Annotated in this window: 26 protein-coding genes and 1 other annotated feature; of the genes, 11 read left to right on the plus strand and 15 right to left on the minus strand. The window is 42.2% G+C overall.

Annotated elements, in window-relative coordinates:
• Positions 1-34: 34 nt before the first annotated feature.
• The gene (gene murF / locus Q1B03_RS21375) at positions 35-1,411 is read right to left on the minus strand and encodes a UDP-N-acetylmuramoyl-tripeptide--D-alanyl-D-alanine ligase (protein ID WP_299746656.1); all 1,377 of its coding nucleotides are present in this window, start codon (positions 1,409-1,411) and stop codon (positions 35-37) included.
• A gap of 89 nt (positions 1,412-1,500) precedes the next feature.
• Positions 1,501-2,571, minus strand: a complete 1,071-nt coding sequence (locus Q1B03_RS21380) for a D-alanine--D-alanine ligase (protein WP_299746659.1) — start codon at positions 2,569-2,571, stop codon at positions 1,501-1,503.
• Positions 2,572-2,870: 299 nt separating this feature from the next.
• On the opposite strand from Q1B03_RS21380, the gene Q1B03_RS21385 reads away from it, so the two are divergent.
• From Q1B03_RS21385 to Q1B03_RS21395, 3 genes are all read left to right on the plus strand, one after another.
• Positions 2,871-4,058: a dicarboxylate/amino acid:cation symporter gene (locus tag Q1B03_RS21385; protein ID WP_299746662.1), complete on the plus strand. Its 1,188-nt coding sequence runs from the start codon at positions 2,871-2,873 to the stop codon at positions 4,056-4,058.
• A 245-nt stretch (positions 4,059-4,303) separates the two neighbouring features.
• Positions 4,304-4,855, plus strand: a complete 552-nt coding sequence (locus Q1B03_RS21390) for a GNAT family N-acetyltransferase (RefSeq protein ID WP_299746665.1) — start codon at positions 4,304-4,306, stop codon at positions 4,853-4,855.
• A 12-nt stretch (positions 4,856-4,867) separates the two neighbouring features.
• Positions 4,868-5,956 (plus strand): NAD(P)/FAD-dependent oxidoreductase, encoded by a 1,089-nt coding sequence (locus Q1B03_RS21395; RefSeq protein WP_299746668.1) that lies wholly within the window; start codon positions 4,868-4,870, stop codon positions 5,954-5,956.
• Here Q1B03_RS21395 and Q1B03_RS21400 read toward each other — a convergent pair.
• From Q1B03_RS21400 to Q1B03_RS21435, 8 genes are all read right to left on the minus strand, one after another.
• Positions 5,889-6,803 carry a nuclease-related domain-containing protein gene (locus Q1B03_RS21400; protein ID WP_299746671.1) on the minus strand — a complete coding sequence of 305 codons (915 nt, stop codon included), beginning with the start codon at positions 6,801-6,803 and terminating at the stop codon, positions 5,889-5,891. The genes Q1B03_RS21395 and Q1B03_RS21400 overlap by 68 nt on opposite strands.
• A 410-nt stretch (positions 6,804-7,213) precedes the next feature.
• The gene (locus Q1B03_RS21405; RefSeq protein WP_366141315.1) at positions 7,214-8,644 is read right to left on the minus strand and encodes an FAD-dependent oxidoreductase; all 1,431 of its coding nucleotides are present in this window, start codon (positions 8,642-8,644) and stop codon (positions 7,214-7,216) included.
• 9 nt (positions 8,645-8,653) lie between these two features.
• Positions 8,654-9,235 (minus strand): CDP-alcohol phosphatidyltransferase family protein, encoded by a 582-nt coding sequence (locus Q1B03_RS21410; RefSeq protein ID WP_299746674.1) that lies wholly within the window; start codon positions 9,233-9,235, stop codon positions 8,654-8,656.
• A 14-nt stretch (positions 9,236-9,249) separates the two neighbouring features.
• On the minus strand, positions 9,250-9,909 hold the full coding sequence (locus tag Q1B03_RS21415) for a TVP38/TMEM64 family protein (protein WP_299746677.1): 660 nt from the start codon (positions 9,907-9,909) through the stop codon (positions 9,250-9,252).
• Positions 9,910-9,921: 12 nt separating this feature from the next.
• Positions 9,922-10,890, minus strand: coding sequence for an ABC transporter ATP-binding protein (locus tag Q1B03_RS21420; protein ID WP_299746680.1), 969 nt, complete (start codon positions 10,888-10,890; stop codon positions 9,922-9,924).
• Positions 10,887-11,684 carry an ABC transporter permease gene (locus Q1B03_RS21425; protein WP_299746682.1) on the minus strand — a complete coding sequence of 266 codons (798 nt, stop codon included), beginning with the start codon at positions 11,682-11,684 and terminating at the stop codon, positions 10,887-10,889. The genes Q1B03_RS21420 and Q1B03_RS21425 overlap by 4 nt, the downstream gene beginning before the upstream one ends.
• Before the next feature lie 10 nt (positions 11,685-11,694).
• On the minus strand, positions 11,695-12,558 hold the full coding sequence (locus Q1B03_RS21430) for an ABC transporter permease (RefSeq protein ID WP_299746685.1): 864 nt from the start codon (positions 12,556-12,558) through the stop codon (positions 11,695-11,697).
• Complete coding sequence (locus Q1B03_RS21435; protein ID WP_299746688.1) at positions 12,536-13,768, minus strand: ABC transporter substrate-binding protein; 1,233 nt, start codon at positions 13,766-13,768, stop codon at positions 12,536-12,538. The genes Q1B03_RS21430 and Q1B03_RS21435 overlap by 23 nt, the downstream gene beginning before the upstream one ends.
• Before the next feature lie 214 nt (positions 13,769-13,982).
• On the opposite strand from Q1B03_RS21435, the gene Q1B03_RS21440 reads away from it, so the two are divergent.
• Positions 13,983-14,471 (plus strand): BsuPI-related putative proteinase inhibitor, encoded by a 489-nt coding sequence (locus Q1B03_RS21440; protein ID WP_299746691.1) that lies wholly within the window; start codon positions 13,983-13,985, stop codon positions 14,469-14,471.
• 30 nt (positions 14,472-14,501) lie between these two features.
• Here Q1B03_RS21440 and sfsA read toward each other — a convergent pair whose 3' ends face one another.
• Entirely contained in the window at positions 14,502-15,245 is a 744-nt protein-coding gene (gene sfsA / locus Q1B03_RS21445) for a DNA/RNA nuclease SfsA (RefSeq protein WP_299746694.1), read from the minus strand.
• Between the two features lie 24 nt (positions 15,246-15,269).
• Positions 15,270-16,043, minus strand: coding sequence for a hypothetical protein (locus tag Q1B03_RS21450; RefSeq protein ID WP_299746697.1), 774 nt, complete (start codon positions 16,041-16,043; stop codon positions 15,270-15,272).
• Between the two features lie 463 nt (positions 16,044-16,506).
• On the opposite strand from Q1B03_RS21450, the gene Q1B03_RS21455 reads away from it, so the two are divergent.
• The 3 genes from Q1B03_RS21455 (at position 16,507) to Q1B03_RS21465 (ending at position 20,488) form a co-directional block, all read left to right on the plus strand.
• Positions 16,507-17,682 carry an FtsW/RodA/SpoVE family cell cycle protein gene (locus Q1B03_RS21455; protein ID WP_299746700.1) on the plus strand — a complete coding sequence of 392 codons (1,176 nt, stop codon included), beginning with the start codon at positions 16,507-16,509 and terminating at the stop codon, positions 17,680-17,682.
• A gap of 51 nt (positions 17,683-17,733) precedes the next feature.
• Positions 17,734-17,937 (plus strand) — a binding site (T-box leader).
• Between the two features lie 51 nt (positions 17,938-17,988).
• A complete protein-coding gene (argS, locus tag Q1B03_RS21460) occupies positions 17,989-19,677 on the plus strand; it encodes an arginine--tRNA ligase (protein WP_299746764.1) in 1,689 nt (562 codons plus the stop codon).
• Between the two features lie 229 nt (positions 19,678-19,906).
• Positions 19,907-20,488: a YqaA family protein gene (locus tag Q1B03_RS21465; RefSeq protein WP_299746703.1), complete on the plus strand. Its 582-nt coding sequence runs from the start codon at positions 19,907-19,909 to the stop codon at positions 20,486-20,488.
• Positions 20,489-20,536: 48 nt separating this feature from the next.
• Here the strand turns inward: Q1B03_RS21465 and Q1B03_RS21470 are convergent, their stop codons facing one another.
• The 3 genes from Q1B03_RS21470 to Q1B03_RS21480 all read right to left on the minus strand — a co-directional run bounded on the left by Q1B03_RS21470 (position 20,537) and on the right by Q1B03_RS21480 (position 22,127).
• Positions 20,537-21,436, minus strand: a complete 900-nt coding sequence (locus tag Q1B03_RS21470; RefSeq protein WP_299746706.1) for a diacylglycerol kinase family protein — start codon at positions 21,434-21,436, stop codon at positions 20,537-20,539.
• A gap of 168 nt (positions 21,437-21,604) precedes the next feature.
• Complete coding sequence (locus Q1B03_RS21475) at positions 21,605-21,886, minus strand: hypothetical protein (protein ID WP_299746709.1); 282 nt, start codon at positions 21,884-21,886, stop codon at positions 21,605-21,607.
• A gap of 82 nt (positions 21,887-21,968) precedes the next feature.
• Positions 21,969-22,127, minus strand: a complete 159-nt coding sequence (locus Q1B03_RS21480; RefSeq protein ID WP_306471845.1) for an Lmo0850 family protein — start codon at positions 22,125-22,127, stop codon at positions 21,969-21,971.
• A 157-nt stretch (positions 22,128-22,284) separates the two neighbouring features.
• Here Q1B03_RS21480 and safA point away from each other — a divergent pair, with 157 nt between their 5' ends.
• From safA to Q1B03_RS21500, 4 genes are all read left to right on the plus strand, one after another.
• Positions 22,285-22,905, plus strand: a complete 621-nt coding sequence (gene safA / locus Q1B03_RS21485; protein ID WP_299746715.1) for a SafA/ExsA family spore coat assembly protein — start codon at positions 22,285-22,287, stop codon at positions 22,903-22,905.
• A 128-nt stretch (positions 22,906-23,033) separates the two neighbouring features.
• On the plus strand, positions 23,034-23,447 hold the full coding sequence (locus Q1B03_RS21490) for a CBS domain-containing protein (RefSeq protein WP_299746718.1): 414 nt from the start codon (positions 23,034-23,036) through the stop codon (positions 23,445-23,447).
• Positions 23,448-23,681: 234 nt separating this feature from the next.
• Positions 23,682-23,849, plus strand: coding sequence for a hypothetical protein (locus Q1B03_RS21495; RefSeq protein ID WP_156142539.1), 168 nt, complete (start codon positions 23,682-23,684; stop codon positions 23,847-23,849).
• A 252-nt stretch (positions 23,850-24,101) separates the two neighbouring features.
• Complete coding sequence (locus Q1B03_RS21500; protein WP_299746732.1) at positions 24,102-25,304, plus strand: DUF819 domain-containing protein; 1,203 nt, start codon at positions 24,102-24,104, stop codon at positions 25,302-25,304.
• Positions 25,305-25,556: the final 252 nt, after the last annotated feature.

Consider the following 25,556-nt stretch of genomic DNA (forward strand, 5'->3'; position numbering starts at 1 on the left):
CTATAAAGGTTTAAACTTGGAAGTCAGAATAAATTTAGGCTCTTAATCCATCGATGACTTCTTCAAGTTTCATTCCCCTGGATGCCTTAAATAAAACCAGCTCATCCCCTTTAATAAGGGAGGACAACTCTTTTGTCAGGCTCTCTTTATCTGTAAAAGAGTGCACACGATCAACAGAGAAATTCTCAAGGACACCCTTACCTATAAAGTTTCCTAAATGTCCAAATGTAAATACATGTTGTATTTTATCCGGATCAATCAATCGTCCAATCTGCTGATGAAATTCTTCTTCCTGATCGCCAAGTTCAAGCATATCACCAAGCACCAGGATTTTTGTCTTATAGCCCTCAAGCTCTGATACAAGCTGGATCGCAGCTTTCATGGAGGTAGGGCTGGCATTATAGGCATCGTTAATGATGCTTTCGCCTTTCTTTCCTTCCACCATTTCCATTCTCATTTGAGTCAGCTTTAACGACTGTAAACCTTCTTTCATTTCATCCACACTGAGGCCAAATTTACGGGCGATCAGAAGCCCGGCTAGAGCGTTGTGGATATTATGAATCCCTAATACTGGTAGAAAGAAGGTTTCTCCTTCAGCTAGCGAAGTTTCAAAATAACTTCCCTGGTTATTCATCTCGATTTTCGTCGGGTAAATCGTATTGTTTCCGCTTCTTCCGAAGGTCTCCACATGCTTCAGGTTGAGTTCCTTAACACCATCCTGCAGAAGTGGTTCATCTCCATAATAAGCAAATAAACCATCCGACTTTAGTCCCTTCACAATCTCAAGCTTGGCCTTGGCAATTCCTTCTCGTGAGCCTAGATCCTGAAGATGTGATTCACCAATGTTCGTGATGATGGCAGCATCAGGCTGGGAAATCTCTGATAGAAGTTCAATCTCGCCGAATCCACTCATTCCCATTTCAAGTACAGCCACTTCAGAATCCTGCTGCAGAGAAAGGATCGTTAATGGAAGTCCGATGTGGTTATTATAGTTCCCTTGTGTTTTATGAACTCGATATTTCACTGATAAAAGGTTTGCCACAATATCCTTGGTAGTTGTTTTTCCATTGCTTCCTGTAATGCCGACTACCTTTAAATCCAGTTCATGACGATATTGATTCGCCAAGGACTGAAGGGCAAGCAGTGGATCTTCCACCACTATTACGGGAATATCCTCAGGTGGATTAGGAACATTGATATCCCAAAGAGAGGCAGACGCACCATTTTCAATTGCCTGTCGGACAAACTGATGACCATCTACGTTTTCCCCTTTAAAAGGTACGAACAGATTAGCGTCCTCAATCTTTCTCGTATCGATGGAAACACCTTTTATCACAACCGATTCAAATTTGGAAAGATTGTTTTTAACATCAAGCATGTTGCATATATCTTTCATTTTTTTCTCAAACATTCGCTTTCTCCTTTTACTCTTTTTAATGAAAACAGAGCAGGGACTGCCTTTAGACGGTAAATCTTCTGGTCAGTCCCAAGTATCGCGTATTACATCGTATGTTTAATTGTTTGTTTGTCTTGATATCGTTCTAAACCAAGCTCCACTAATTTACCGATCAAAGTAGGATAGTCAACCCCTGTGTGCTTCCAAAGAAGCGGGAACATACTGAATGGCGTGAAGCCAGGCATCGTGTTGACTTCATTCATATAAATTTGACCATCTTCTGTTAAGAAGAAGTCTGCACGCACAAGTCCTGAACAATCAAGGGCTTTATACGATTGAATCGCGATTTTCTTCATTTCATTGTAAATGCTTCCCTCTATTTCTGCAGGGATGATGAGGGCAGTATCTCCATCCTCATATTTCGCCTTATAATCATAGAAGTCTTTTTTAGGTACGATCTCACCTGCGACTGAGCATTCAGGTTGATCATTCCCAAGTACGCCAAGCTCGATTTCACGCGCTTTCACGCCTTCTTCAATGATAATTTTACGGTCGAACTGGAATGCTTCCTCAAAAGCCGTTTGCAGTTCTTCACGAGACGTACATTTGCTGATTCCCACTGATGAACCTAAGTTAGCAGGCTTCACAAAACAAGGGTAGCCAATCTCATCTTCCACTTGTTTGTATGCGGACTCAGGATTTCCTTTCCATGTGCTGCGGATGAACCATGTGTAATTCACTTGCGGAATGCCCGCTTGTGCAAAAAGATTCTTCATGATGACTTTATCCATACCTGCTGATGAAGCAAGGACACCGTTTCCTACATATGGAAGATTCAATAGTTCAAGCATCCCTTGAACCGTTCCATCTTCCCCATTCGGTCCGTGAAGTAACGGGAAGATCATGTCGTAGCCTTCTGATTCTGAAGGAGCGATGGATGTACTTAAGGCATTGGGGGCAATCTCTTCCCCATCCTTAAATTGTAGTGCCTTCACATCTTCAACGGGAGCATTCAGTTGTGGACCTTTGATCCATCGGCCTTCCGTTGAAATGAAAACAGGGTGAATTTCATATTTATTTAAGTCCAAAGCACCGATCACGGCCTTGGCTGTTTGCAGGGATACATTATGTTCAGCAGATTTACCGCCGTACAGCAAGCATAACTTCGTTTTCATGTATGAGTTACCTCCAATATTCACAATAGATGTTTCTATTTTATCACTTTCATGGGAAAGGGAAAGAATGATTCCTATGGAAAATAAAAATTACCACATTTGTCTTGATTCGAAAGACATTTAAGTCAAAGCCCATTATATATGTATGCAAAGGAAAACTAGTCCTGCGACAGGGAGTCAACAACATTATTCTGAATACACTTAAGATTTCGCCTATTTAAAAAGCTATTAAAATATCCCCCTATAAGGTGTACAATCTTTCTATTAAAAACATTTGTATTTTCAAGGAGGACACCAGGATGAGAAAGCTAGGTTTACTGCCTAAGATCCTCTTAGGTATTGCATTAGGTATTGTCATTGGAGCGTATGCACCAGAGTCGTTCGTTAAAATTTTCGTTACGTTTAATGGATTATTCGGTAATTTCCTCGGATTCGCTATTCCATTAATCATTATAGGATTTATTGCTCCAGGAATCGGATCCATGGGGAAAGGAGCAGGAAAGCTGCTCGGTTTAACCACAGCTCTCGCCTATGGTTCCACGGTGTTAGCCGGCTTACTCGCCTTTACGGTTGCGAAGTCTATTTACCCAACTTTGTTAGCAAATCAAACGTCTCAATCATTCGAAAATCCCGAAGAAGCACTTCTCAAAGGGTTCTTCACAGTGGAAATGCCACCTATCATGGGCGTTATGACGGCTTTACTCATCGCCTTCACCATTGGTCTTGGAATGGCTGCCATTAAGGGAGACGCTCTTCAAAAGGGCATGAATGAATTCAGAAACATCATTGAACTTGTGATTGAAAAAATCATTATTCCGCTCTTACCGGTTCATATTCTTGGAATTTTCGCGAACATGACTCAAGGTGGACAAGTCAGTGCCATCATGTCTGTATTCGCTAAAGTATTTGTTATGATCATTCTTTTACATGTAGTCTTTTTAATTTTACAATATACAACGGCTGGAACGTTAAGAAAACAAAACCCGCTATCTATGATGAAAAGCATGCTGCCAGCTTACTTTACGGCACTGGGGACTCAATCTTCCGCGTCTACGATTCCCGTAACGCTTGAGCGCTCAAAGAAAATCGGTTCCAGGGAACGTATTGCAGATTTCTCTGTACCTCTTTTGGCAACGATCCATCTATCAGGTAGTACGATTACCCTTGTCAGCTGTGCCATGGCCGTCATGTTCATTCAAGGTGAAGCCTTACAGTTCACTCAGTTATTCCCATTCATTCTGATGCTTGGAATCACGATGATTGCGGCACCTGGTGTTCCTGGTGGAGCTGTCATGGCTGCCCTGGGTTTACTTGAATCAATGTTAGGGTTCGGACCAACGATGACATCCCTCATGATTGCCCTTTACCTTGCACAAGACAGCTTTGGAACTGCGTGTAACGTAACGGGTGATGGTGCGATCACATCGATTGTGGACAAACTGACACTGAAAAAAAAAGTACCTCTCTCTAAAATAAAAGCAAGCTGATTTAAGGAGGTCCGTCCCTATATAAGGGACGGACCTCTGTTTTCTTGTTGAAAGGCTACGACTACTTATCCCCCGCAAGTATCCGTTTGACGAGGTGACCACTAAATCCATCGAACTGCTTCCTTCTACAGTGATTCGTTCATATCTGGCACCCATTCTTTTTTTTCGATTAAACGAGCTTTCCTCATGAAAACGCTATTTTCTGTATAATGGAAATATTGACATATTAAAGGAGTGCTCATGAATTGAAAATAACAAGTCAGCGTGTAACACTTAGAAAAATAGAAGAAAGAGATCTTTCTACTCTATGGGACTATATTTATGGAGATCCTTCTCCCGAATGGAAGAAATGGGATGCCCCTTATTTTGAACATAAACGCTTAACACGTGAAGAGTACATGGAATCCTCCATAAAGAATAAAAGTCGCAGCGATGAATTTCAACGCATCATTGAAGTAAACGGAAAGACAATCGGAACCGTCGGATACTATTGGGAATTCGAACCCACAAGATGGCTTGAAGCCGGCATCGTGATTTATGACCCCTCTTATTGGAACGGCGGCTACGGAACAGAAGCGCTATCCCTCTGGGTGGACCACTTGTTTCAAACAAAGGAAATCGGCCGTGTTGGCATCACCACCTGGTCAGGGAATGAACGGATGATGAAGGCCGCTGAAAAAATCGGGATGAAACTCGAAGGAAGAATGAGAAAATGCCGTTATTACAATGGAGTATACTACGACTCTATCCGTATGGGCTTGATTCGAGAAGAATGGGAGGAACAACGTCCTCTATAAAGGAGATTCATTATGAAAACAATCATCTTAGTCGGTGGCGGACACAGTCACCTGCATTGCTTAAAAAAACGGAGAGAAAATCAGGATGATAACGTGAAGTGGGTCCTCATTTCCCCTTCACGTTATCAATATTATTCAGGAATGTTCTCCGGATATACGGAAGGGATCTATTCTTTAGAGGAAACGCGAATCGATTTAAAGCGATTGTGTGAGAGCGCTGAGTGTGAATTCGTCGAAAGGACCGTTCTATCGATCGACCCTGATCAGCAAAATCTTCTAACGGACAAAGGGGACATCTTCACTTACGACTTTGTTTCCTTCGACATTGGATCCCGCAATGACTCATTGGAAATCGAGGGCTTACATGAACACAATCTTCCGATCAAACCAAACTATCAATTCCCTGAGCAAATAGAGAAGTTGTATAACAGCAGGAAAACCGTCTTTATCGGAGGCGGGGCGGCGAGTATTGAAATGGCATTGTCATTGAAGGCATGGAAGGTGGACAACGGCTTTAAGGAACATATGGTAACGGTTGTTCATTCCTCCCCCCTCTTAGAAAAAGCCGGTTCCCATTCTTCGAAAAAAATAACAGGGCTTACTCTTTCAAATGAGGTTGAGCTACATCAGGGGCGCGTTGAAAAAGTAGATGATACTCGCGTATATGCAGATAACGGCACAAGCATCGACTACGATGAAGTGATTTTTTTAGGAGGACCTAAAGCACCTCCCCTATTCGGGAGCAGCATTTTACCGACAGATGAAAAAGGTTTTCTGCTGGTGAACAGCTATCTTCAATCAGTGGAATATCCCAACGTATTTGGAACCGGGGATTGCGCGACTTTAAAGGACTTTCCGGATATTCCGAAAAATGGGGTGACAGCTGTACGCCAAGGACCTGTTCTGTGGAAAAACCTGAACGGAGCTGCGGCAACCGGAACAATCATTCCTTTTGAGCCCCAGGAACGCTACCTTGCGATTATGTCGGTGGGTGATAAGAGAGGCTTTTTGACATACGGATCGTTTTCGTTAGTCAGTGGATGGGCTTGGCGTATGAAGAATTGGATTGATGAGCGGTTTGTTCGTCGGTATGGTGGGTGATGTAGTAGGTTATGTTGTTTGTAGTACCGGTTGAGGGGAGATTCATGGACTGGAGTATTTTGAGAGCCGTCTTTCTGGATTCCAAGTGGAGAAATTTTCTTAGCTGTTTATTCGTAATTTCGTCTCCCAGCAACAAAGAATAGTCCAATAGGGCTGTTTTATGTGCGTTCTTTGATTTCCCCCCGCATTTCAGACACTGCCAATGACCATATTTTCTTAACATGGGCAAGTGCCGACATTCTGGACATTGTACTCCTGTAATGATTTCCTCTCGGGAGATACCATAGATTTCTTCGGGGAATGCTATGAGAGGTTCATGCTTTTTTACTAATAAGGCGGACGCTTTTCTAACTTGTTTAAAGGAAGGATGTTCTTTTCTATATGCTGTGAGCAGGGATAGGATTCTTTCCTCTACATTTTCCACCCTGATTACATTAGTATACTTTTCGTGAGGAGAGAATGTATTTATGACAGTCGAGCGATTTGTCATGACGACCAGAGTTGTGATAGGGATTGAGGGGATTTTCATTTTTGTCAACCAACGGAGCAACTGCTTTTTCTGGCGTTCTACCTGGGTGACAGGATGGCTGAAAGCTTCTTCTTTATCTTCAAACTTTCGGATAGCTTGATCGAACCTTGAATCTAAGGTGTATATACCAGCTATGTGTTTAACTTCCAGGAGTATCACGACATATGGAGTCAGGATGAGGCTGTCGATTTGGAAGTAACGGTCATCTATTTCTAAGCGTAGATCATGCAAGATCATCATATTTTTATCTTGAGATATAAACTTCAGATGGTAATCTAATTGCAACTCTCCCCGATAACCGGCCTTTCGCTTTGCCAAATCTGTTTTAATGATCTCCCAGAGAGAATGGGTGGGCCGTCATCTTTCTAATAATACTTCATTCATTAAGATTCTCCGCGGGATTTCTCTGTTTTTAGCGATCAATTTATCAACTCCTCCTATTTCTTAATCTATCTATTCGACATAGAATCGAAAAACCCTTTATTTTTCCAAATATAATATGTATTTTGAGAGGATAAGCTCGTGTGTTGTGCCACTTTCGAGCAAACTTGTGCCGCTTTTGCGGTTTATTGTGCCACTTTCATACAAACTTGTGCCACTTTTAGCGTTTGTTGTGCCAAATTGTGAACACGCGTCATACCACACCCCACACCTTACCCTCACCGCAATCCGCACATTCACCAACAAAAAACGCAACCACCTCCCAGCAGTCGCGCTTTCTATATCTATCATCTGAAAATTTCAACAAACTTCTTACTAATCACCGGCAGTACACCATCAAACAACTTCTCTCTCCAATAGAGATCCGCTACCTGCTGGACGGCTGCAGCGTGATTCGGGTAAGGATAGACCATATTGGACAGTGCGCCGATTTTGCTTCCTTTTTCCATGGCAAACACGATAGGCTGCATCCAGTCTCCTGCACCGGATCCGACTGCGTGGGCGCCGAGGATCTTCCCGCTCCCGTCTGTGATGATTTTTATGAGACCTTCTGTTCGATGGTCTGCGACGAATCGATCGACTTCGTCCAATGTTTTCTTATAGACTTTGTATTCTAATCCTTGTTCAAGAGCCTCTTCCTCGGTCAGCCCAATATGAAAGATCTCAGGTGTCGTATAGGTTGTCCACGGCAGTTTGTTATAGGAAACCTTGCGTTTCAAGCCAAACACTGCATTTTGGACGACAAGCTTCCCTTCCATTCCTGCACTGTGGGTGAATGGATATCGACCATTGACGTCTCCAATCGCGAATATATGAGAATGGTTGGTTCTTAGTTCGTCATTCACTTTGATGAAGCCCCGATTGTCCACTTCTACTCCGGCAGCAGATAGGTTCAAAGAATCCGTACCAGGTTTCCGTCCGGCAGCCAGAAACAATAAATCCCCTTCCACCGTATGCTCTACACCGTCTTGCACATAGTGGACCACTTTCTCCCCGTCCCTCTCGGATACACGTTCGATTTCCGCTCCATAAACAAACTGAATATCCTTTTCTAATAGGTCTGTGGCTACTTCACGGATTTCTTTATCCTCTTTCCCTAATATCTCATCATTTTTTTCAAGGACGACTGCTTCTGATCCAAGGTGAGAAAATGCTTGTGCCAGTTCTAAACCAATCGGGCCCCCTCCGATAAATACGACTCGGCGGGGCAGCTCATCTACTTCAAATACCGTTTCATTCGTATGATACTCAACGTCTTCCAAGCCTTGGATTCCAGGAATGAGAGGACTTGACCCTGTTGCAACGACTATTCTCTTCCCGGATATCCGGTCCTCTTTTTCCACTAAAATCGTATGAGGATCAAGAAACTCTGCTCCCCCGAAGTAAATATCGACCCCTAATTGCAGGAATCGATCGGGATCGTCATGTTGTTGAATATGGGCAATGGCTTCTTTGACCCTCGCCCTTACCTTTTTCATATCGACTGAACCCTTTGTATCGAAACCATAATCATTGCTTGCCCGGATCGCAGCCACTTCTCTCGCCGATTGGATGAATGCCTTGGATGGAACGCACCCAAAGTGAAGGCAGTCTCCGCCCAAAAGGCCGCTTTTTTCGATGAGTGCCACTTTTGCTCCCAGAGAAGCGGCTCCTGATGCAACGGTCAGTCCACCCGCTCCTCCCCCTATTACTATCAAATCGTATTGATCCATCTTCATCTCTCCTCCTTATGAAAGTAAACGTTTCGCTTCTAGAAATCGCTGTAAGCCCGTGAACAATTCTACTGCAAAAAACAATAAGGTGGTCCACAGGACGATGGACGGAAATATCATCATGGCACTGAACAGAATGAATCCTTCCGTCCTCTCAGCAAGTCCTGCCTGATAATAAAAGGATTTCATTCCCTGTTTCTCTGATACGGCTCCTACTGTCAGGAAAATCGTCATGGAAATAATGATGGATACGCTCAGTAACAGAAGCGCCCACATAATCTCAGGGTGTATGAAAGCAACGCCCAGAATGACACTGATCTCGACGATTCGATCAAAAGTGACATCCATGACGGTTCCAAAGGGGGAGGGCTTCGTTAATCGGGCCATGGTACCATCGACTGCGTCCAAAAAGCCGGATAACCATAATAAGAGTACGGCTAAGATCGGGAATCCAAAATAATAGACCAGACCTGTAGCTGAACCTACTATAAAAGCAATCAACGTCACCTGATTGGCTGATAATCCCCTTTTCAAAAACAAACGTGCTGTCCCCTCAATACTTGGCTGCACCCACTTACGGGCATGCGTATCTAACATGTATTTCCCATCCTTTACTTGTCATCTTTACTCGATAATCCCAGCCAGTCTTTCATTTTTTTCTTAAAGATTAAAGGCACGATGATCATCATCAAGAAAAAGCCGATAGCGATATATAAATTCGTTCGATCTTCTCCTACCAAGCTTGACCCCAGAAATACATACCCAAACGTACCAGGTAAAATCCCGATGGCTGTAGCGAAAATGAATGAAATGTATCTCACCTTCCCCATGCCGGCAAGGTAACTGATGAGATCGAAGTTTAAAAACGGAACGAGCCGTAATAGTAATACATACACAAAACCGTTCTCCTCCATCTTCTCGCGGATCTTGATCATACGTGGAGACGGTCTTTTTAATAGTTTCGCACCAAGGAAGCTCGCAGTATAATAGGCTACCGTTGCACCACCTAAAGCTCCGATCAAAATGTATATGAAGCCTCCAAATGCACCGAAAGCAAGACCTGCAGCCAATGAAAGGATGGAAGCCGGAAAAAGAATCAGCGGGCGAATCGTATAGACGACAATAAAAACAATAGGAGCCCAAATACCGAAGGACACTATCCAATCTCTGATGTCATGTGGCTTTACGTTAAAGAAATTCCGGCTCAGCCACATGAGGATCAGTAATATGGTAATGAACAACAGGATCTTACCGATCTCCTTCTTCTTCATTCTTCTTCCCTCCTATTCCTCTTTCTCAAACGTTTGGATGCTCTCTTCCTCTGCATAAAGCCAGATGTCTTCAGTAGAAGCGTCTTGTTCAATGGGTAGGTTTAGCTTTTGCTCCAGTTCATCCACCCATACTTCATAGAGATTCGTGCCGGCTAAAAATAATTTTTGCCTCACTGTTCCTTTCCATCTTAGCAGGGACGTGTCGGCAGAGCTGCAACTTACTTTTATGTTGGAGGCGTGAATGAATTGCTGCTGATTCAGGGTGAGTCCATCACTCATGAAAGAAGCCACAAATGGAGTGTGTGGCCGATAATAGATATCCTCCGGTGTTCCTATCTGCAAGAATCTGCCACTCTGTAAAACAGCCACTCGATCTCCAAGTTCATACGCTTCATCGCGATCATGCGTGACGAATATGACGGTTGTTTCTTCTTCTTTAAAAATGTGCCGTACCCATTGCCTCAGTTCCTTCCTTAGCTGCAAATCCAGACTGCTGAAAGGTTCGTCTAAAAGTAAAAGCTTCGGCTTTAAAATCAAAGATCGTATCAGGGATACCCGTTGCTGCTGACCACCGGAAAGCTCAGAAGGATAATGATGCATTACTTCATCGAGGCCTACTCGTTCAATATAGTTCATGGCTTTTTTCTTGTTTTTCCCTTTGTTTCGTTCTTTCATTTCCAGCCCGTACATGACATTTTCCAGGACATTCATATGAGGGAATAATAATGGCTGTTGAAAGACCATCCCAATGGGGCGTTTTTGAGGCTTTAAAGAGGAGATATCTTTCCCATCAATATACGTATTCCCTTCTGTCGCAGACTCTAACCCGGAGAGAATGCGAAGGAATGTTGATTTACCAGACCCGGATGCTCCAACCAATGTGAGGATCTCGCCTTTGTTTAATGAGAACGTAACGTTGGTTAGTACCTCTTTATCTTTAAATGTTTTGGTTAACTGATTAATTTCTATGAATGAACTCAAAGGTTCTTCCTCCCTCTTGGATGTTGATAAGGGAGTATGAATTTCAAACACCCTTCCAGAATGATGTACAGCATGGCGGGAATGAGGGCGAACACGATGGAGAAGGCTGCCATTACCGCTTCATCTGCCGTATCGGTAAAAGGATAATAGACCATCGCCAGCGTCACGACATTGCCTCCGCCTATAATCGCTGTAAGGACGTATTGACTTAAGCTGATTACAATCGTCAAAAACAGAACACTTCGTATACTTGGAAGAAGTAAGGGCAGTTCAATATGGTAAAAACGTTGAAAGGCTCTCCCCCCAAGTAAGGCTGATTGCTCGATTAATTTCGTGCCGATCCGTTCATAACCTGTTTTGAACATTTTGATACTATATGGAATGGTAGGCACTAAGTGGACGAGTGCGACTCCCGTCCAGTGATCAGCAAGTCCATATCGTATGAACGTAATATGAAGCCCGATTGCCACCACTAACACGGGAAGGAATAGCGGCAGCATAAGAAATGCTTCAATGATGGATTTACCTCTGAACGACGATAAGGAAAACACTCTTCCTGAAGTAACGCCAATCAGAAGGTTTACCGCCAATACAATAATGGCAATCCAGATGGAGACACCGATCGAATCCAGGAATTCCCCCTCGTTCATTAACACCTTCCATGCCCTTAAACTAGGTTCAAAAGGAAGAGGGCTCCCCCATCTCCAAACACCGAAAAAGCTTTTATACACTAGAAATAAGAGGGGGAACACAAAAAGAACGAGTGATATGCTGTAGAATAACGATTTTCTCATGTGAACACCTCTAATTTCCAATCCCTTTTGTAATGTGCAGGCGTTTCTTGTTTGTGATGTAAATAAGGAGCCACATCGCAACCCCAATGCCCAGTCCCACAAATACGAGTGAGGCAAACGCCAATGGCCGGTCACTCCAGCTGCCACTGTAAAACCAGTCGTAAGCAAGGATGGCCATCATCTGTGGTGAAGTCACTCCCAGAAGCTGAGGCACTTCAAATGCTGTAAAAATGAAAGCGAACAAAATGGCTCCGGTTTCTACGAGAACGGGAAGGATAAATGGCCATTCTGCTACCCAAAACGCTTTAAAGAAATTCGCTCCCAATAAAGAAGCTACCTCGTTATACTTTTTAGAAAGCGTGGTATAAACGGGTAACAGCATCAGGGTAACAAAAGGGACCTCCTTCCAGACATACGTCATAATGATTCCAATCCCATTTCGGTCCTGGACCAGAATCGGGAATTGACCCCGGTCATCGATCCAACCGGTTAACCCGAGTACATTGGAGAAAAAACCACTTTGATTAAAGAGTAAGTAGATGAGATAAGCCCATACAAAATGGGGAACCAGCATCGGAATCCAGACAAGGAGTTTATGTTTATTTTCCTTTAGTAAAGGGGAAAATGCCTTTACGATCCCCAAGCCAATGATTAAGGACAGGATGGTTGAGATGGAGGTCACGATCAAACTGAAGAGAAAGGATGTCATAAATCGCTTCCCCTCAAACAAATTCACATAATGCTGGAATGTGATGGTTTCTCCACTCCTGACACTCTCAAGTATTGCAAGTACGATCCCAAGTCCCGGAATAAGGATGAAAAAAAGAATGGCTGGAATGAGGAGAAATGTGTTATTGACTCTCTGCCACTTCACGAATCCAGTTATCCTTTAACCATTCCACATATTCCGCATCCAGCTCTCCCTTAAAGCTCTCTTCGAGTACAGAAGCCTCCAGTACACTCTCTCCCCGATCGATGCTTTTAAATTTATTTCTCCATTCCTCATCCAGCTTTTCATAGGAAATGGGTGAACTTTCTCCCCAATAGTCAGGCTTTAGTTTCTCATACTGAGCCTCAGGAGAGAGGAGTTCATTGATGGTCACCAGCGCTCCCTCTTTGTTGGGGCTATTGAACGGAATTGCCAGAAAATGAGTATTCCCGATAGATCCAACATCGTTTAAAATAAATGACTTTGTGTTTTCCGGGAACACTCCATCCTTGATCAGATGCTCTGCCCTTGCTTCGTTGTATCCCATCGTCATCCAAACCTCTTCCCCGCTATATAACTTATCAAGGTCTGTTAATGTTGCGGGGTACGTTTCTCCTTCTCGCCACAAGAATGGCTTCATTTCATTCAGCTCTTTCCATACCTCTTCCCCCATCTTATCTGCTGTTCCTTCGTTGAATGAAGACTGAGCTAAATCCGAGTCAGATGTAGCATAAAGAAGATGTCGAAGAAATGCATTCCCGGTGAAATCAGCCGGATTGGGATAGGTGAACTTCCCCGGATGCTCTTTCATGAATGCTTTTAATTCATCGAAGCTGGAGGGGGGATTTTTCACTTTTTCACTGTTATAGAAGAAGACAAATTGAACTTTCCCCCACGGTGCTTCATACCCTTCCGTTTCCGTTCCAAAATCATATTGATACGCTGCTTTTTCAGTCTCGTAGAATTTTGTATAGTTCGGCAGCTTATCTGTAAAAGGCCCTGCCAGTAAATCATTTTCCTTTGCGTTTTTAAAGTTTTCTCCGTTTATCCACACGATATCGATCGTTCCTTTATCTTTGCCAGCCCGTTTCTCTGTTTGTAGTTTTTGAAGAATTTCTTGTGTGTCTAAAGGTACCCGATTTAACTCGATATTATTTTTTTCTTTCAGCATGGGAGCAACTACGTCATCAATATAACGGTTAATTCCATCGTCTCCGCCCCACATAAACATATTCACTTTTGTTCCTTCTGCTTTCGATGAAATGATTTCCCAATTTTCATCAGGAAGTTCCCCGCTATCGGTTGCATTTGAAGGACCGCAAGCAGATACTAGTAGTAAGGAAATGAACCCAATAATCGCTAACCATTTTTTCATATACCTTGCTCCTCTGCTCTTTTTCTATAATTCTATTGTACTGAACCTCCTGATTTTAAAAAGTAATCTGCCTTACATATATAAATCTTTGCCCATATAAAGGAAGAAAGAAACACGTTCAGCACATCCCCGTGTGTCTTCGTGCTCATATTCGGGAACACTTGTAACCTTTTGGGATAAACCCTGTCTAATACGGTAAGGAGGTGGATTTGGCATGAAGCGATTGATTATGTTATTGATAATACTTATGGCAGGAATAGCAGGCTGTGGAACGGCTGGTGAGGAGAACGGCAGTCAATCCGAAGAGAATCAGAACTCAGGAGCTGGTGAAGACATTTCTGTACAGAAAGGGATTGTTGCAGGCGAAATGGAACCTTCATTAACGAAACAAGAGGAAAGCGGTCAGATTGTCTATGTATATTCAATTAAGAACCAAACAGAGCAAGAGAAGACCTTCGTTTTTTCATCAGGACAAACCATTGACTTTGAACTTCGAAACGATAAAGGTGAAGTAGTGTATAAGGACTCAAAAAATAAGATGTATACCCAGGCGATCCAGGAAATCACCGTAAAACAGGGTGAAGAGTTCTCCCAGAAAGTTGTTCTTCCAAAGGTCGAGGGCGGTACCTATACGTTGACCGTTTGGTTAACGGCAAAAGGAGACCAGAACTATAAAGCAAAAACAAAAGTACAGGTGAATTAGATATAACAAAAAAGGATTAATCTTCACATGCTAAAGACGGCCGTGAAGGTAATCCTTTTTTGGGTATACAGGTATAGGTCCATTCAAGATGATACGTTCTGGCGTAACAATGCAGCTTCTTCCGAAAAAACGGACACCCTGATCTTCGGCTTCTTCCATGATCCGGGCAAAATGAGGATCAATTTCTGGAGCGGAAGTGATCCCGGTCAAATCGGTTCGCTGAGCAATAAACAGGACTGCTGATTGATAGCTTCCATCCATCTGTAAATGCGTCAGCTCCTCCACATGCCTTGCTCCTCTTGCCGTGACCGCATCCGGGAATTTCCCCATTCCGTCCTCTACCATGGTGACACTTTTTACTTCGAGCAATAATTTTTGTTCATTTTGTCTATGAGTGAGTAAGAAGTCAAAGCGTGAGCTTCCTACTTTATACTCGGCTTTTTCCAACTGCCACTCCTTTAACTCCTCCATCATTTCCAGCTGCAAGGCTTCAAGGACCAACCGATTTGGATATTGAGTATTTAAAGACACATACATACCGTTAGAAGCATCATACGTCATCACGGCTGACCATTTTGTCTTCCTTTTAGGATCTGTTGATGCTTGAAGCCAGATCGGGTTTCCCCGTACCAATAATTCTTTTAATCTGCCTGGATCAGGTAAATGGACTTTTTCAATAGAACCTGACGGAATCTGACACTCCAGGACAAACCGATTGAGGCGCTCAAGAAATACCCCTTGAACCAGATTGTCATGAAATTGAATTTCTACCAAGGTTTCACGCTCCTTGCTTCCTGCTTATCGTAGTAAAGCACTCCAGCTTTTCGTTTTACGATCATAGGATAATAATCCGTTGGCAGGTGATTTGCGGATTGCCTTATAATCTTCCGCCATCTCGTCCATATCGTAATAATCACCGATCACCCAGATCGGGATCTCTATCTTCCCTCTCGTTAGTATGGCTTTTTCTAAAGAAATGACCATTCCTTCTTTTAGTTTGTCTCTAAAGGAATCAATGACTTCCTTCCCGATGATTGGATAGGCTTTCTCCTTCTTCATACCAAATAAGCCCTTTCCACCTTTAACCGTGCTCAATTTCGAAGATACCGTTGCCCCTAACATATGATAGAAGTCCTCAAAATCCCGATAATAAATCTTGTTAAACCATCCATCATCATGAGATAGGTACGCGTATCGATTGTTCAGCTTTGAATAAAAAGGAGGGTTTAAAGGCTGCTTAGTATGACCCATATAAAGCAGTTCAGCGATTTCTTGACCGTTCAGTTCATTGACTCCCACTTCTTCTTCGAAGTCAATCCAACAGAAATCACCATAGCTCTGTACTCCGTCATTCATAATCTTCTTCATTTCATCCTGTTCCACATACTCCATATGCGTATGTATATTAAATGCACCATGCTCGTACTGATGTTTAATAAGGAGTAAATTCTTCAATGGTTTACGGGCATTTGAAGCAAACTCGTTGAAATGAATTCCGTAAGATACGACATACTGACGATCCGTATTCTTGTGAACATAGATGATATCTTTAACCTGATTATTTGCCTTCAAGAACATTCCCTCCATCTGATTAACACGATGCCGATTCATACTTTCTATTTTAGCAAATTTGTATGGTACTTGTTCTTTTCTATTTCATTTCAAAATGATGACAAAAGTCGCAGGTAATTGTCGAAAATAGTCATATTGCAGGACCACAGGCTTTATATATTTGTTCTATTACTATTATGAATGGGATTAATGGCTGCCAAACGTTAGGAAACGGCACTTTCTTCTTATCTTCCAGGGATAAGAAACGATTACAATCATGTAAAAAATGGAATTTAATCCCGGTATCCCTTTATAGAATCCCACTCCTATCAGCTTTTTCTTTGATTTTATTTCGACAAATATCATGTAATGACTGTCACATCCCGACAGAACTTCCGTAATTTCTCTGGTCATGAGTAGAAATTTCCCTTCATTTCTATTAGACTAGGAATGTGAAATCTTTAGAAATTCAGGTGAATAGATTATGGAAACTCGCCAGCGATTTGCTGATAAGATCGATTGGGGTCTTCTCTTTTTATTGATGTTGTTTTTTATCGTTAGTGCTATGGGAATAAGTAGTGCCCAGACGTCAGGTCAGTATGGAACGAACTTTGTGATCAGACAAGCTTTTTGGTATGTCGTGGGTGGAATTATTATTGTAGGGGCCTTATTCCTTGATTCTGATCAGTATAAGCGTCTTGCCTGGTACATATATGGTGCAGGAATCTTCCTGCTTCTTGTATTACTCATTTCACCGGAAAGCATCGCACCGTATAGAAACGGAGCCAAAAGCTGGTTCATGCTGGGACCGCTTGGTTCTATTCAGCCTTCAGAATTCATGAAGACGTTTTTAATTCTTGCTCTTGCACGAATCATTACCAATCATCATGAGCTTAATCCCAGAAAAACACTGCAGTCGGATTTTCAGTTATTAGTGAAGATCGGGCTTACGACCCTCCTTCCCCTTGCTTTTATTATGCAGCAGCCGGATTTAGGGACTTCCCTTGTTATTTTAGCCATCATGACCGGAATCATCTTAGTTTCAGGGATTACGTGGAAGCTGATCGTTCCTATATATGCTTCTATCGGAGTACTCGGGGGAATCGTCCTATCACTTGTGGTGTGGGCTCCTGAGCTCCTTGAAAAATATTTAAATGTAAAGCCTTATCAGTTTGGACGTATTTATGCTTGGCTTGATCCGTACAACTACGCTAAATTAGAGGGGTTTCACTTAATTAACTCCCTTAACGCCATCGGATCCGGGCAGATCTTTGGGAAAGGGTACAGTGGAGGCGAAGTATACATTCCTGAGAACCACACCGATTTTATTTTCAGTGTGATCGGTGAGGAATACGGCTTTATTGGCGCAAGTGTCGTCATCAGTTTATACTTCCTGCTCATTTACCATTTAACCAAAACGGCTTTAGACACAAAGGAACCATTCAATGCCTATGTATGTGCAGGGATTATTAGTATGATTACATTCCACGTGTTCCAGAACATTGGAATGACGATACAATTGCTGCCGATCACAGGGATCCCACTTCCTTTCATCAGTTATGGAGGAAGCTCTCTAATGGGGAATATGCTGGCCCTTGGACTTGTGTTCAGCATGAGATTTCACCATAAAACGTATATGTTTTCATCAGAAGATTCTTAATTACAGGTTGCAATCAGCCCCAGAATGTGTAAAATAATAGTAATTATATACGAATATTCTATGATGAAGAGAGTAATTCTGACGTGGATCGAAAGCGAGCCGGGGATGGTGGGAGCCTGGTGAGAAGCCTGGAATGAAACGCACTTCTGAGATGTTTTTCTTGAAGTTAGTAGAGAAAAACCGGGATCTCCCGTTATACAATGAGCGCCCTTTAAGGGAATAAGAGTGGTACCGCGAGCTAAACTCGTCTCTATGTTATATAGAGACGAGTTTTTTTGTGTTTGATTTTATCAGGAGGTGTAGATGATGGATTTGAAATCGATCGTTACTGACGTACTAAAGTCACAGGTGTTGAATGATTGGAGCAAACAAGAGCTGTATGAATTGCTTGAAACCCCAAAGCATACTCATTTGGGGGACCTGGCCTTTCCATGCTTCCAGCTGGCCAAAGCATGGAAGAAGGCACCTCACACAATTGCCGATGAGATTGCTGACACTCTCTCCTCTCCCTTTTTCAGCAACGTTGAATCAGCAGGTGCTTATGTTAATTTCCGATTTGACAGATTGAAAGCAGGAAAAGAAATCGTGTCAGCCATCTTGGAAAAAGGGTCAGATTACGGGAGCCATGCATTTGGTGAGCAAAAGACGATTGTATTGGATATGTCCTCACCTAATATCGCCAAACCTTTTTCCATGGGGCATTTACGATCGACTGTCATCGGGAATTCCATCGCCACTATTGCAGAAAAATGCGGCTACACAACAGAAAAAATCAACTATATCGGGGACTGGGGGACTCAATTCGGAAAATTAATCGTCGCTTTCAAAAAGTGGGGAGATCACCAAAAGGTTAAAGATAACCCCATATCTGAATTGTTCGTTCTTTATAAGAAGTTTCATCAGGAAGCAGAATCAGATCCCTCACTCGAGGAAGAAGGAAGAAGAGCCTTTAAGCTTCTTGAAGACGGAGATAAAGAAGTAACGGAGCTTTGGAGATGGTTTAAAGACGAATCACTTGAAGCCTTTAAAACGATTTACTCGTTGCTCGGAGTTGAATTTGATTCCTATAATGGCGAAGCGTTCTTCAATGACAAGATGGCAGAGGTCGTAACATTGCTTCAAAACCATCATCTCCTGGAAACATCACAAGGAGCGCAAGTGGTTCGTTTAGAAGAAGAGAATCTTCCGCCTTGTCTCATCAAAAAGTCAGATGGAGCTACCCTTTATGCCACGAGAGACCTGGCAGCTGCCCTGTATCGCCATCGCCAGTATGCCTTTGATGAAGCCTTGTATGTCGTTGGCCAGGAACAAACCGTTCACTTCAAACAAGTGATGGAAGTATTGAAGAAGCTCGGGTTTAACTGGGCGAATGATATGAAACATATCCCTTTTGGTCTTTATCTAAAGGATGGGAAGAAAATGTCCACCAGAAAAGGCCGAGTCATTTTACTCCAAGAGGTTCTTCAGGAAGCAATCAAAATGGCTGAAGAAAATATCAAACAGAAGAATCCCGACTTAATAAATGCAACAGAAGTGGCAAAAGATGTTGGGGTTGGGGCCATTATCTTTCATGATTTGAAAAATGACCGGGTTAACGATATAGAATTTTCCCTGGAACATATGCTGACCTTCGAAGGAGAAACAGGTCCATATATTCAATATACTTATGCCAGAGCCCAATCCATTCTGAGAAAAACGGATGCTGACCTTCCACTGACATTTAAGGGGCTTGACGATGCTGAGAGCTGGGAAGTGGTGAAGCAGCTACGATTATTTCCAGAAATGGTTGAGAAAGCATGGAACCACTATGCTCCTTCGGTTATTGCCAAGTATTTAGTCGATACCGCACAAAGCTTTAACCGTTATTACGGGAAAACTAAAATCATTTCCGAGGATCTAGAGCAAACCTCCCGCTTAGCACTAGTTCATGCTGTTTCGACAGTCCTTGCTGAAGGAATACGATTATTAGGAATGAAGTCTCCTTCTGAAATGTAGAATAAATTAGATTTCTGTCACTATTTCCCGAGAAATAGATTATTTTCGATTAAAGCTTTTTTCAAACTTTGTTAAGAGTATCATCAACTGCATATGTGACGAAACTTCCGTGAAGTGGTTTCAACCATACGGGATATTTCATGACTCCTTTTGTAAAAAGTGATATACTTTCTTATGTTCAATTAAAATCAAAAATGACGTTTTATCAATAAAGGAGAATACTGAACTTATGTCTGAACTACTTCACGCTTTCGAAGCTTGGTTACTGGATTATGGTGTATGGGGTCTGATTCTTGTTTCATTCGCCGATTCATCATTCTTCCCTATACCACCTGATGTACTACTGATTCCATTAGCGATAGCCAATCCGGATAGCGCATTGCTGTATGCACTTTATACGACTATCGCTTCCGTTGTCGGAGCCCTTTTTGGCTGGTTGATCGGAAAAAAACTTGGACGGCCGATCCTTGTATATTTCTTCTCTGAAAAGAGGATTCAAAAAGTAGAGGAATACTTTACTAAATATGGGGCAATGGCTCTTTTAATTGCAGGACTGACACCTGTCCCTTATAAGATCTTTACGATTTTCGCAGGGGTTTCCGGTGTTAAGATCAGGGTATTGGTGATCTGGTCTATTATCGGGAGAGGAATTCGTTTCTTCCTTGAAGGTGCGATTATTTTAGCACTGGGAGCTAAAGCTAAGCCCTTTATTGAGGAGAACTTTACACTTCTTACACTTGCAGCTGGTGGCGTTCTAATCGCCGTTTATCTTGTATACTTGGTCATAAAGAAGAGAAAGAAAACTGTATAATCATAGCAAAAGAGAGCAAGGGGAAAAATGCACCCCCTTGCTCTCTTTTTATTCTGAGCTGCCAACGACAAATCGCAAATGCTTATTTAATACTCGAAGGGACTGCCCGGTTCCTTCATATAATTCTCCATCCATATCAAGCTTCTCATTCTGACCTAGTTCTATATGGGCTTCTCTTGCTTGGATATGCATAATATCATCATATTGCTCGCTGATATTGCCTGTACTTTTGATAACCAAAAATTCCTTTAATAATGGGAAACCGCTTTTTTTGACGACGTAAATATCCATCAGTCCATCTTCCATATCAATGGAGGTGGGCAGTGGATTAGAGCCAATGGAACGGCCATTTGCAACCAATAGCATCACCACTTCCTCTTCAATTACGTCATTTTCCGTTGTGACCTTCACATCTAAGATCGGCGATTCCTGGATGGATTGAAACGCACTTATATAATAGCTTAGTTTACCGAGGACACTCTTAGATCCTACATCTATATTATCGCTCGTCTGAGAGACCAGCCCCGTTCCCCAGAAATTGCTGAAATACCGATCGTCTGCCTTGACGATATCGATATCCTTTTCAAGAGGCCGTTCAGTTATAAGGCGGACAGCTTGTCCAATGTTCATGGGAATATGCAACGAACGGGCAAAGTCATTACACGTCCCTCCAGGGATAATCCCTACCAATGGCCGTTTTTCTAAGGCTGACAATCCGTTGATGGCCTCATGAATCGTTCCATCACCACCCATAATGACAACCAGCTCATATTGATTACCTGTCTCCTTACAAATTCTTTCAGCATCGCCTTTCTCTTTCGTTTTATGAATAATTAAGTTCGTGCAGATGTCTAATAAGGGAGGCACAGCATCTTTTAACAGAACTTCCAGCGTTCCTTGACCTGCCTTCCCATTACAGACCAACAATATATCCGAAAACACCGTCATGAATATCGTCACCTAACTTTTAGATTAGAATAGTAAATAAAAAGAGGCTGACCCAAAACGATGAGTTAGTATCATCCTTACAGGACCAGTCCTTATGCTTTCAGAGTTACTTATATATGTCTGTGATTTGATTTTAGAACCCCTTGGATCTTGGGTCAACCTCTTTCGCTATGCTGTATTGGAATCTTCTTGAGGAACTTTGAGTACAGATCGATAGGCAATTCCCAGCCGGCCTTTAATATAGCTCTGTGGGTCATAGGGGATAGGATGATTCTGCATGCGATGAATTTCCATTTCTGCAAACATCGCAAGGGCACGACATACTTGATCTAACGCCATGCTTACACGATGAGGATCCGGTTGATCCCGGCTCATACAGTGGTATGAAATTTCATCTGCCTTCTTTCTGATTTCCTTTAATGCTTGTAAATCAAACATCATTCTCTCCATACCTAACCCTCCTCTTCACTACTATTTAGTATATCGTGAGAAAAGGGGAAATATGTCTGTCCAACGTTTCTAAGATGTGAGCTTAAGAGTCTTGGGTTAACGTCTTAGGTAATGGCTGATACTGCTTTAGTGAATGAAGAATTTCCCGTCTTGATTTCGTTTTTGAAATATTTACGCCCACGTTTGACAATTTCGTTATCACTTTTTTAAAGCGATCGTTCTCCTTTACCACGTTATTCACCTCTTTTATAAAATATCGTTACCTATTTGTACGATTGGTTTCGCAAAAAGTTTCACTTTATGTTTAATAGTTTTTCTTTTCCCTAAAAATGAAACAATAATCCTATTTTTGAACTTTTTCTTAGAATATTTTGTCCATAATTACACATTTTATAGTCATGAAAACTAAACTCGCTCTTATCATTGTTGCACTATCCATTATCATTAGTCTATTTGGTCTAAATGAAACCTCTGCAGCAAGTGCCTATACAGTCAAGAAAGGAGATACTCTTTGGAAAATTTCAAAAAAGTTGCGGATTGGACTGTCTGAAATCATAAAAGCTAATCCTCAATTGTCGAATCCAGATTTAATTTATCCAAGTCAAGAAATCTACATCCCGGGGATTAAAGGTTCAATAACGATTGAAAGCCAGGTCATTGACCTGACGAATCAAGAAAGACAAAAGAATGGACTTTCTGTTCTTCAGCTTGATTGGCAGCTTTCAAGGGTGGCCCGTTACAAGTCTCGAAATATGAGGGACATTGGATACTTCTCTCACAGAAGCCCGACATACGGATCTCCTTTTGATATGATGAAGAGCTTTAATGTCAGCTACATCAAAGCTGCAGAAAATATTGCAGCCGGTCAAACGAGTCCCCGGCAGGTTGTGAGGGAATGGATGGAGAGTCCTCCACACAGAAAGAATATCCTGACGGGATCCTACACTCATATTGGCGTGGGATATGCGGAAGGTGGAACGTACGGTACGTATTGGACTCAAATGTTCATTGAAAAGTAGTATTCAATTCCCCACCTATGAAGTCCGTCCCCCTCATTTGAAAATACTGGCTGAACGCATTAAGAATAATTCAGTGGAATTGTCGAATAATAATGGTGTACTGCCAATTTGATTAAGGGGGAATTTACATGCAAGTACGTGATATTATGTCGACAAATGTGGAAGCAGCTTCTAACCAGGATTCACTTCAGAGCGTCGCATCTAAAATGAGTTCTAAAAATGTTGGTTCCGTTCCCGTTGTTGAAAACGGGCAAGTTGTCGGTATGGTAACAGACCGTGATATTGCTACTCGTGGACTGACTCAAGGTACACAAGGAAATGTCTCTCAAGTTATGTCACAGCATGTTGTGACAATCTCTCCGGATGCCTCTGCTGAAGAAGCTTCAGCTTTAATGTCCCAGCACCAGGTTCGTCGATTACCTGTTGTGGAAAATGGGCAGCTTGTCGGGATGTTGGCTCTGGGAGATTTGGCAGTACAGCAGAAATCGGATCAAAGTGCAGGAAGTGCCCTTAGCGAAATCTCAGAAAATCACCTCCGCTAACAAAGGCAACTGGCACGCTACTGTAAGCTTTCTTTATTAGAGTAAGAGGCTATCCTAGTATAGCCTCTTACTTTATTTTGGACTCTAGACACAAGGAAGGTCCGTCCCTCTATTCGACTGAATTAGACGGAGTTACAGGGAAGTCGTCAAATATTTCACTTTCAGGAAGGATTTTCTTATTTTGTGGTGAATATGTTTAGTATTAATGATGTTTATGGAGGAGGAGGTTTTTGTATGAGTCGTGCTGCACGATCGTATCGTAAGGAAGTACGTCATTTTAAACGTGAGAACCGCAAAAGAGTCTTCGCTGACAGCATTCTTGATTTCTTATTTATGTTATTTGGTATTTCAATGATTACGGGAATTTTATTATTCGCTTTAGGATTTTGGAATTACTATTGATCTCTATCTCTCCTTCTTTATAAAAAATCCAATTCATCTCTATTTCATCTATTTCAAATGAGAGAGCAAGTTGTTGCCATGGATTTCTATGGCATTTTTTTGTGAACCATGCTTCTCAAACCCCCCCATTCTTTCCTTCAACTCCAATTATATTCTGTATTGAACAAAGATTAGCACTTATTAAAATTCTAATTAGTAACCGTTTTCAATGTTATAGTAAACCTTGTTATCGATTTTTAAGGAGGTTTTACTATGTGGTGGCGTTTTGACACTATCTTAATTCAAGAACCTATGGCAATCTTTTCTTACTTAGCTGCCTTAGTTGGTCTTGTATTCATTCTTGGAGAGTCGAAGAATCCTTTCCTACAGAAGTTCTTTCACTATGCTCCCCCATTAATCTGGACTTATTTCCTTCCGATGTTATCTACAACGTTTGGAATCATCCCGGATCAGTCATCTTTATATGACTTTACATCAGCTTACATATTGCCAGTGGGATTATTATTGCTGCTTCTTTCTGCGAATGTTCCCGCAACATTAAAGCTAGGTCCGAAAGCGATTACGATGTTCCTTGCAGGGACACTTGGTGTCGTGATCGGAGGACCCATCGCTTTAGCCATCTTCCAGCCGTTTCTTCCTGAGGACGCTTGGACTGGTGTAGCGGCTCTCGCTGGAAGCTGGATTGGCGGAAGTGCCAATATGGCAGCCATGATTGAAGCTACTGGTACACCTAAAGAAATTCTTTCGCCTATTATTGTCGTTGATACCGTTGTCGGATATAGTTGGATGGGAATCATGATCGCCCTTGCAGGATTTCAGCATAAATTCGATAAGTGGAACAAAGCGGATAACTCGATCATCCGTAAAGTGAATGAGGATATGGGGGAAATACAACGTAAAAATGCCCGTCCTATTGAAGTTCCTTATCTGGCTGCCATCATTGGTTTAGGATTCGGAGTCGCTTACGTTGTACGAAAGTTCTCGGAAACGTTACCGGTCACGAATGTACTCTCTGCCGGAACGTGGACGATTATGATCATTTCAGCGGTCGGGATCATCTTCTCCTTTACTAAAATTCGCACCCTGGAAAACTACGGGGCAAGTAAAATCGGATATGCAGGAATTTATCTATTGCTTGCAACAATTGGAGCAAAAGCCGACCTAGCATATGTATGGGATTCTCCTCAGTACGTCGCAATGGGAATTGTATGGTTAGCCATTCATGTGATGATTATTTTCTTAGTGGCACGCCTACTAAGAGCTCCTCTATTCTTCGTAGCTGTAGGTTCTCAAGGGAATATTGGCGGGACAAGCTCGGCACCTGTTGTAGCTTCTGTGTTCCAACCTTCACTTGCTCCTGTAGGACTGTTGATGGGGATACTGGGCAATGTAGTGGGAACTTACGCTGCCGTTGCCTGCGCCTGGATTGCCGAATGGGTAAGCAGGACACTTTAACCAATCTAAAACGGATCACTGTTCATCAGCAGTGATCCGTTTTTTTCATTTCACTTCAAGTTCGTCATACCCAAATAAAAAAACATTATCCGAATAGACCGAAATATATTATTTCAGAATAATTTAATTAACTCTACTTTATACCCGCCTCATTGAAAAAACCCTTAATTATTATGACAAAATAGTTCGCCCTCCTAAATACCTAACTGGTAATATTTTAATATTCAGATAATAACTTGACTTTTATTTTAA

Source organism: uncultured Rossellomorea sp. (genome assembly GCF_947488365.1).
Classification (GTDB): Bacteria; Bacillota; Bacilli; order Bacillales; family Bacillaceae_B; genus Rossellomorea.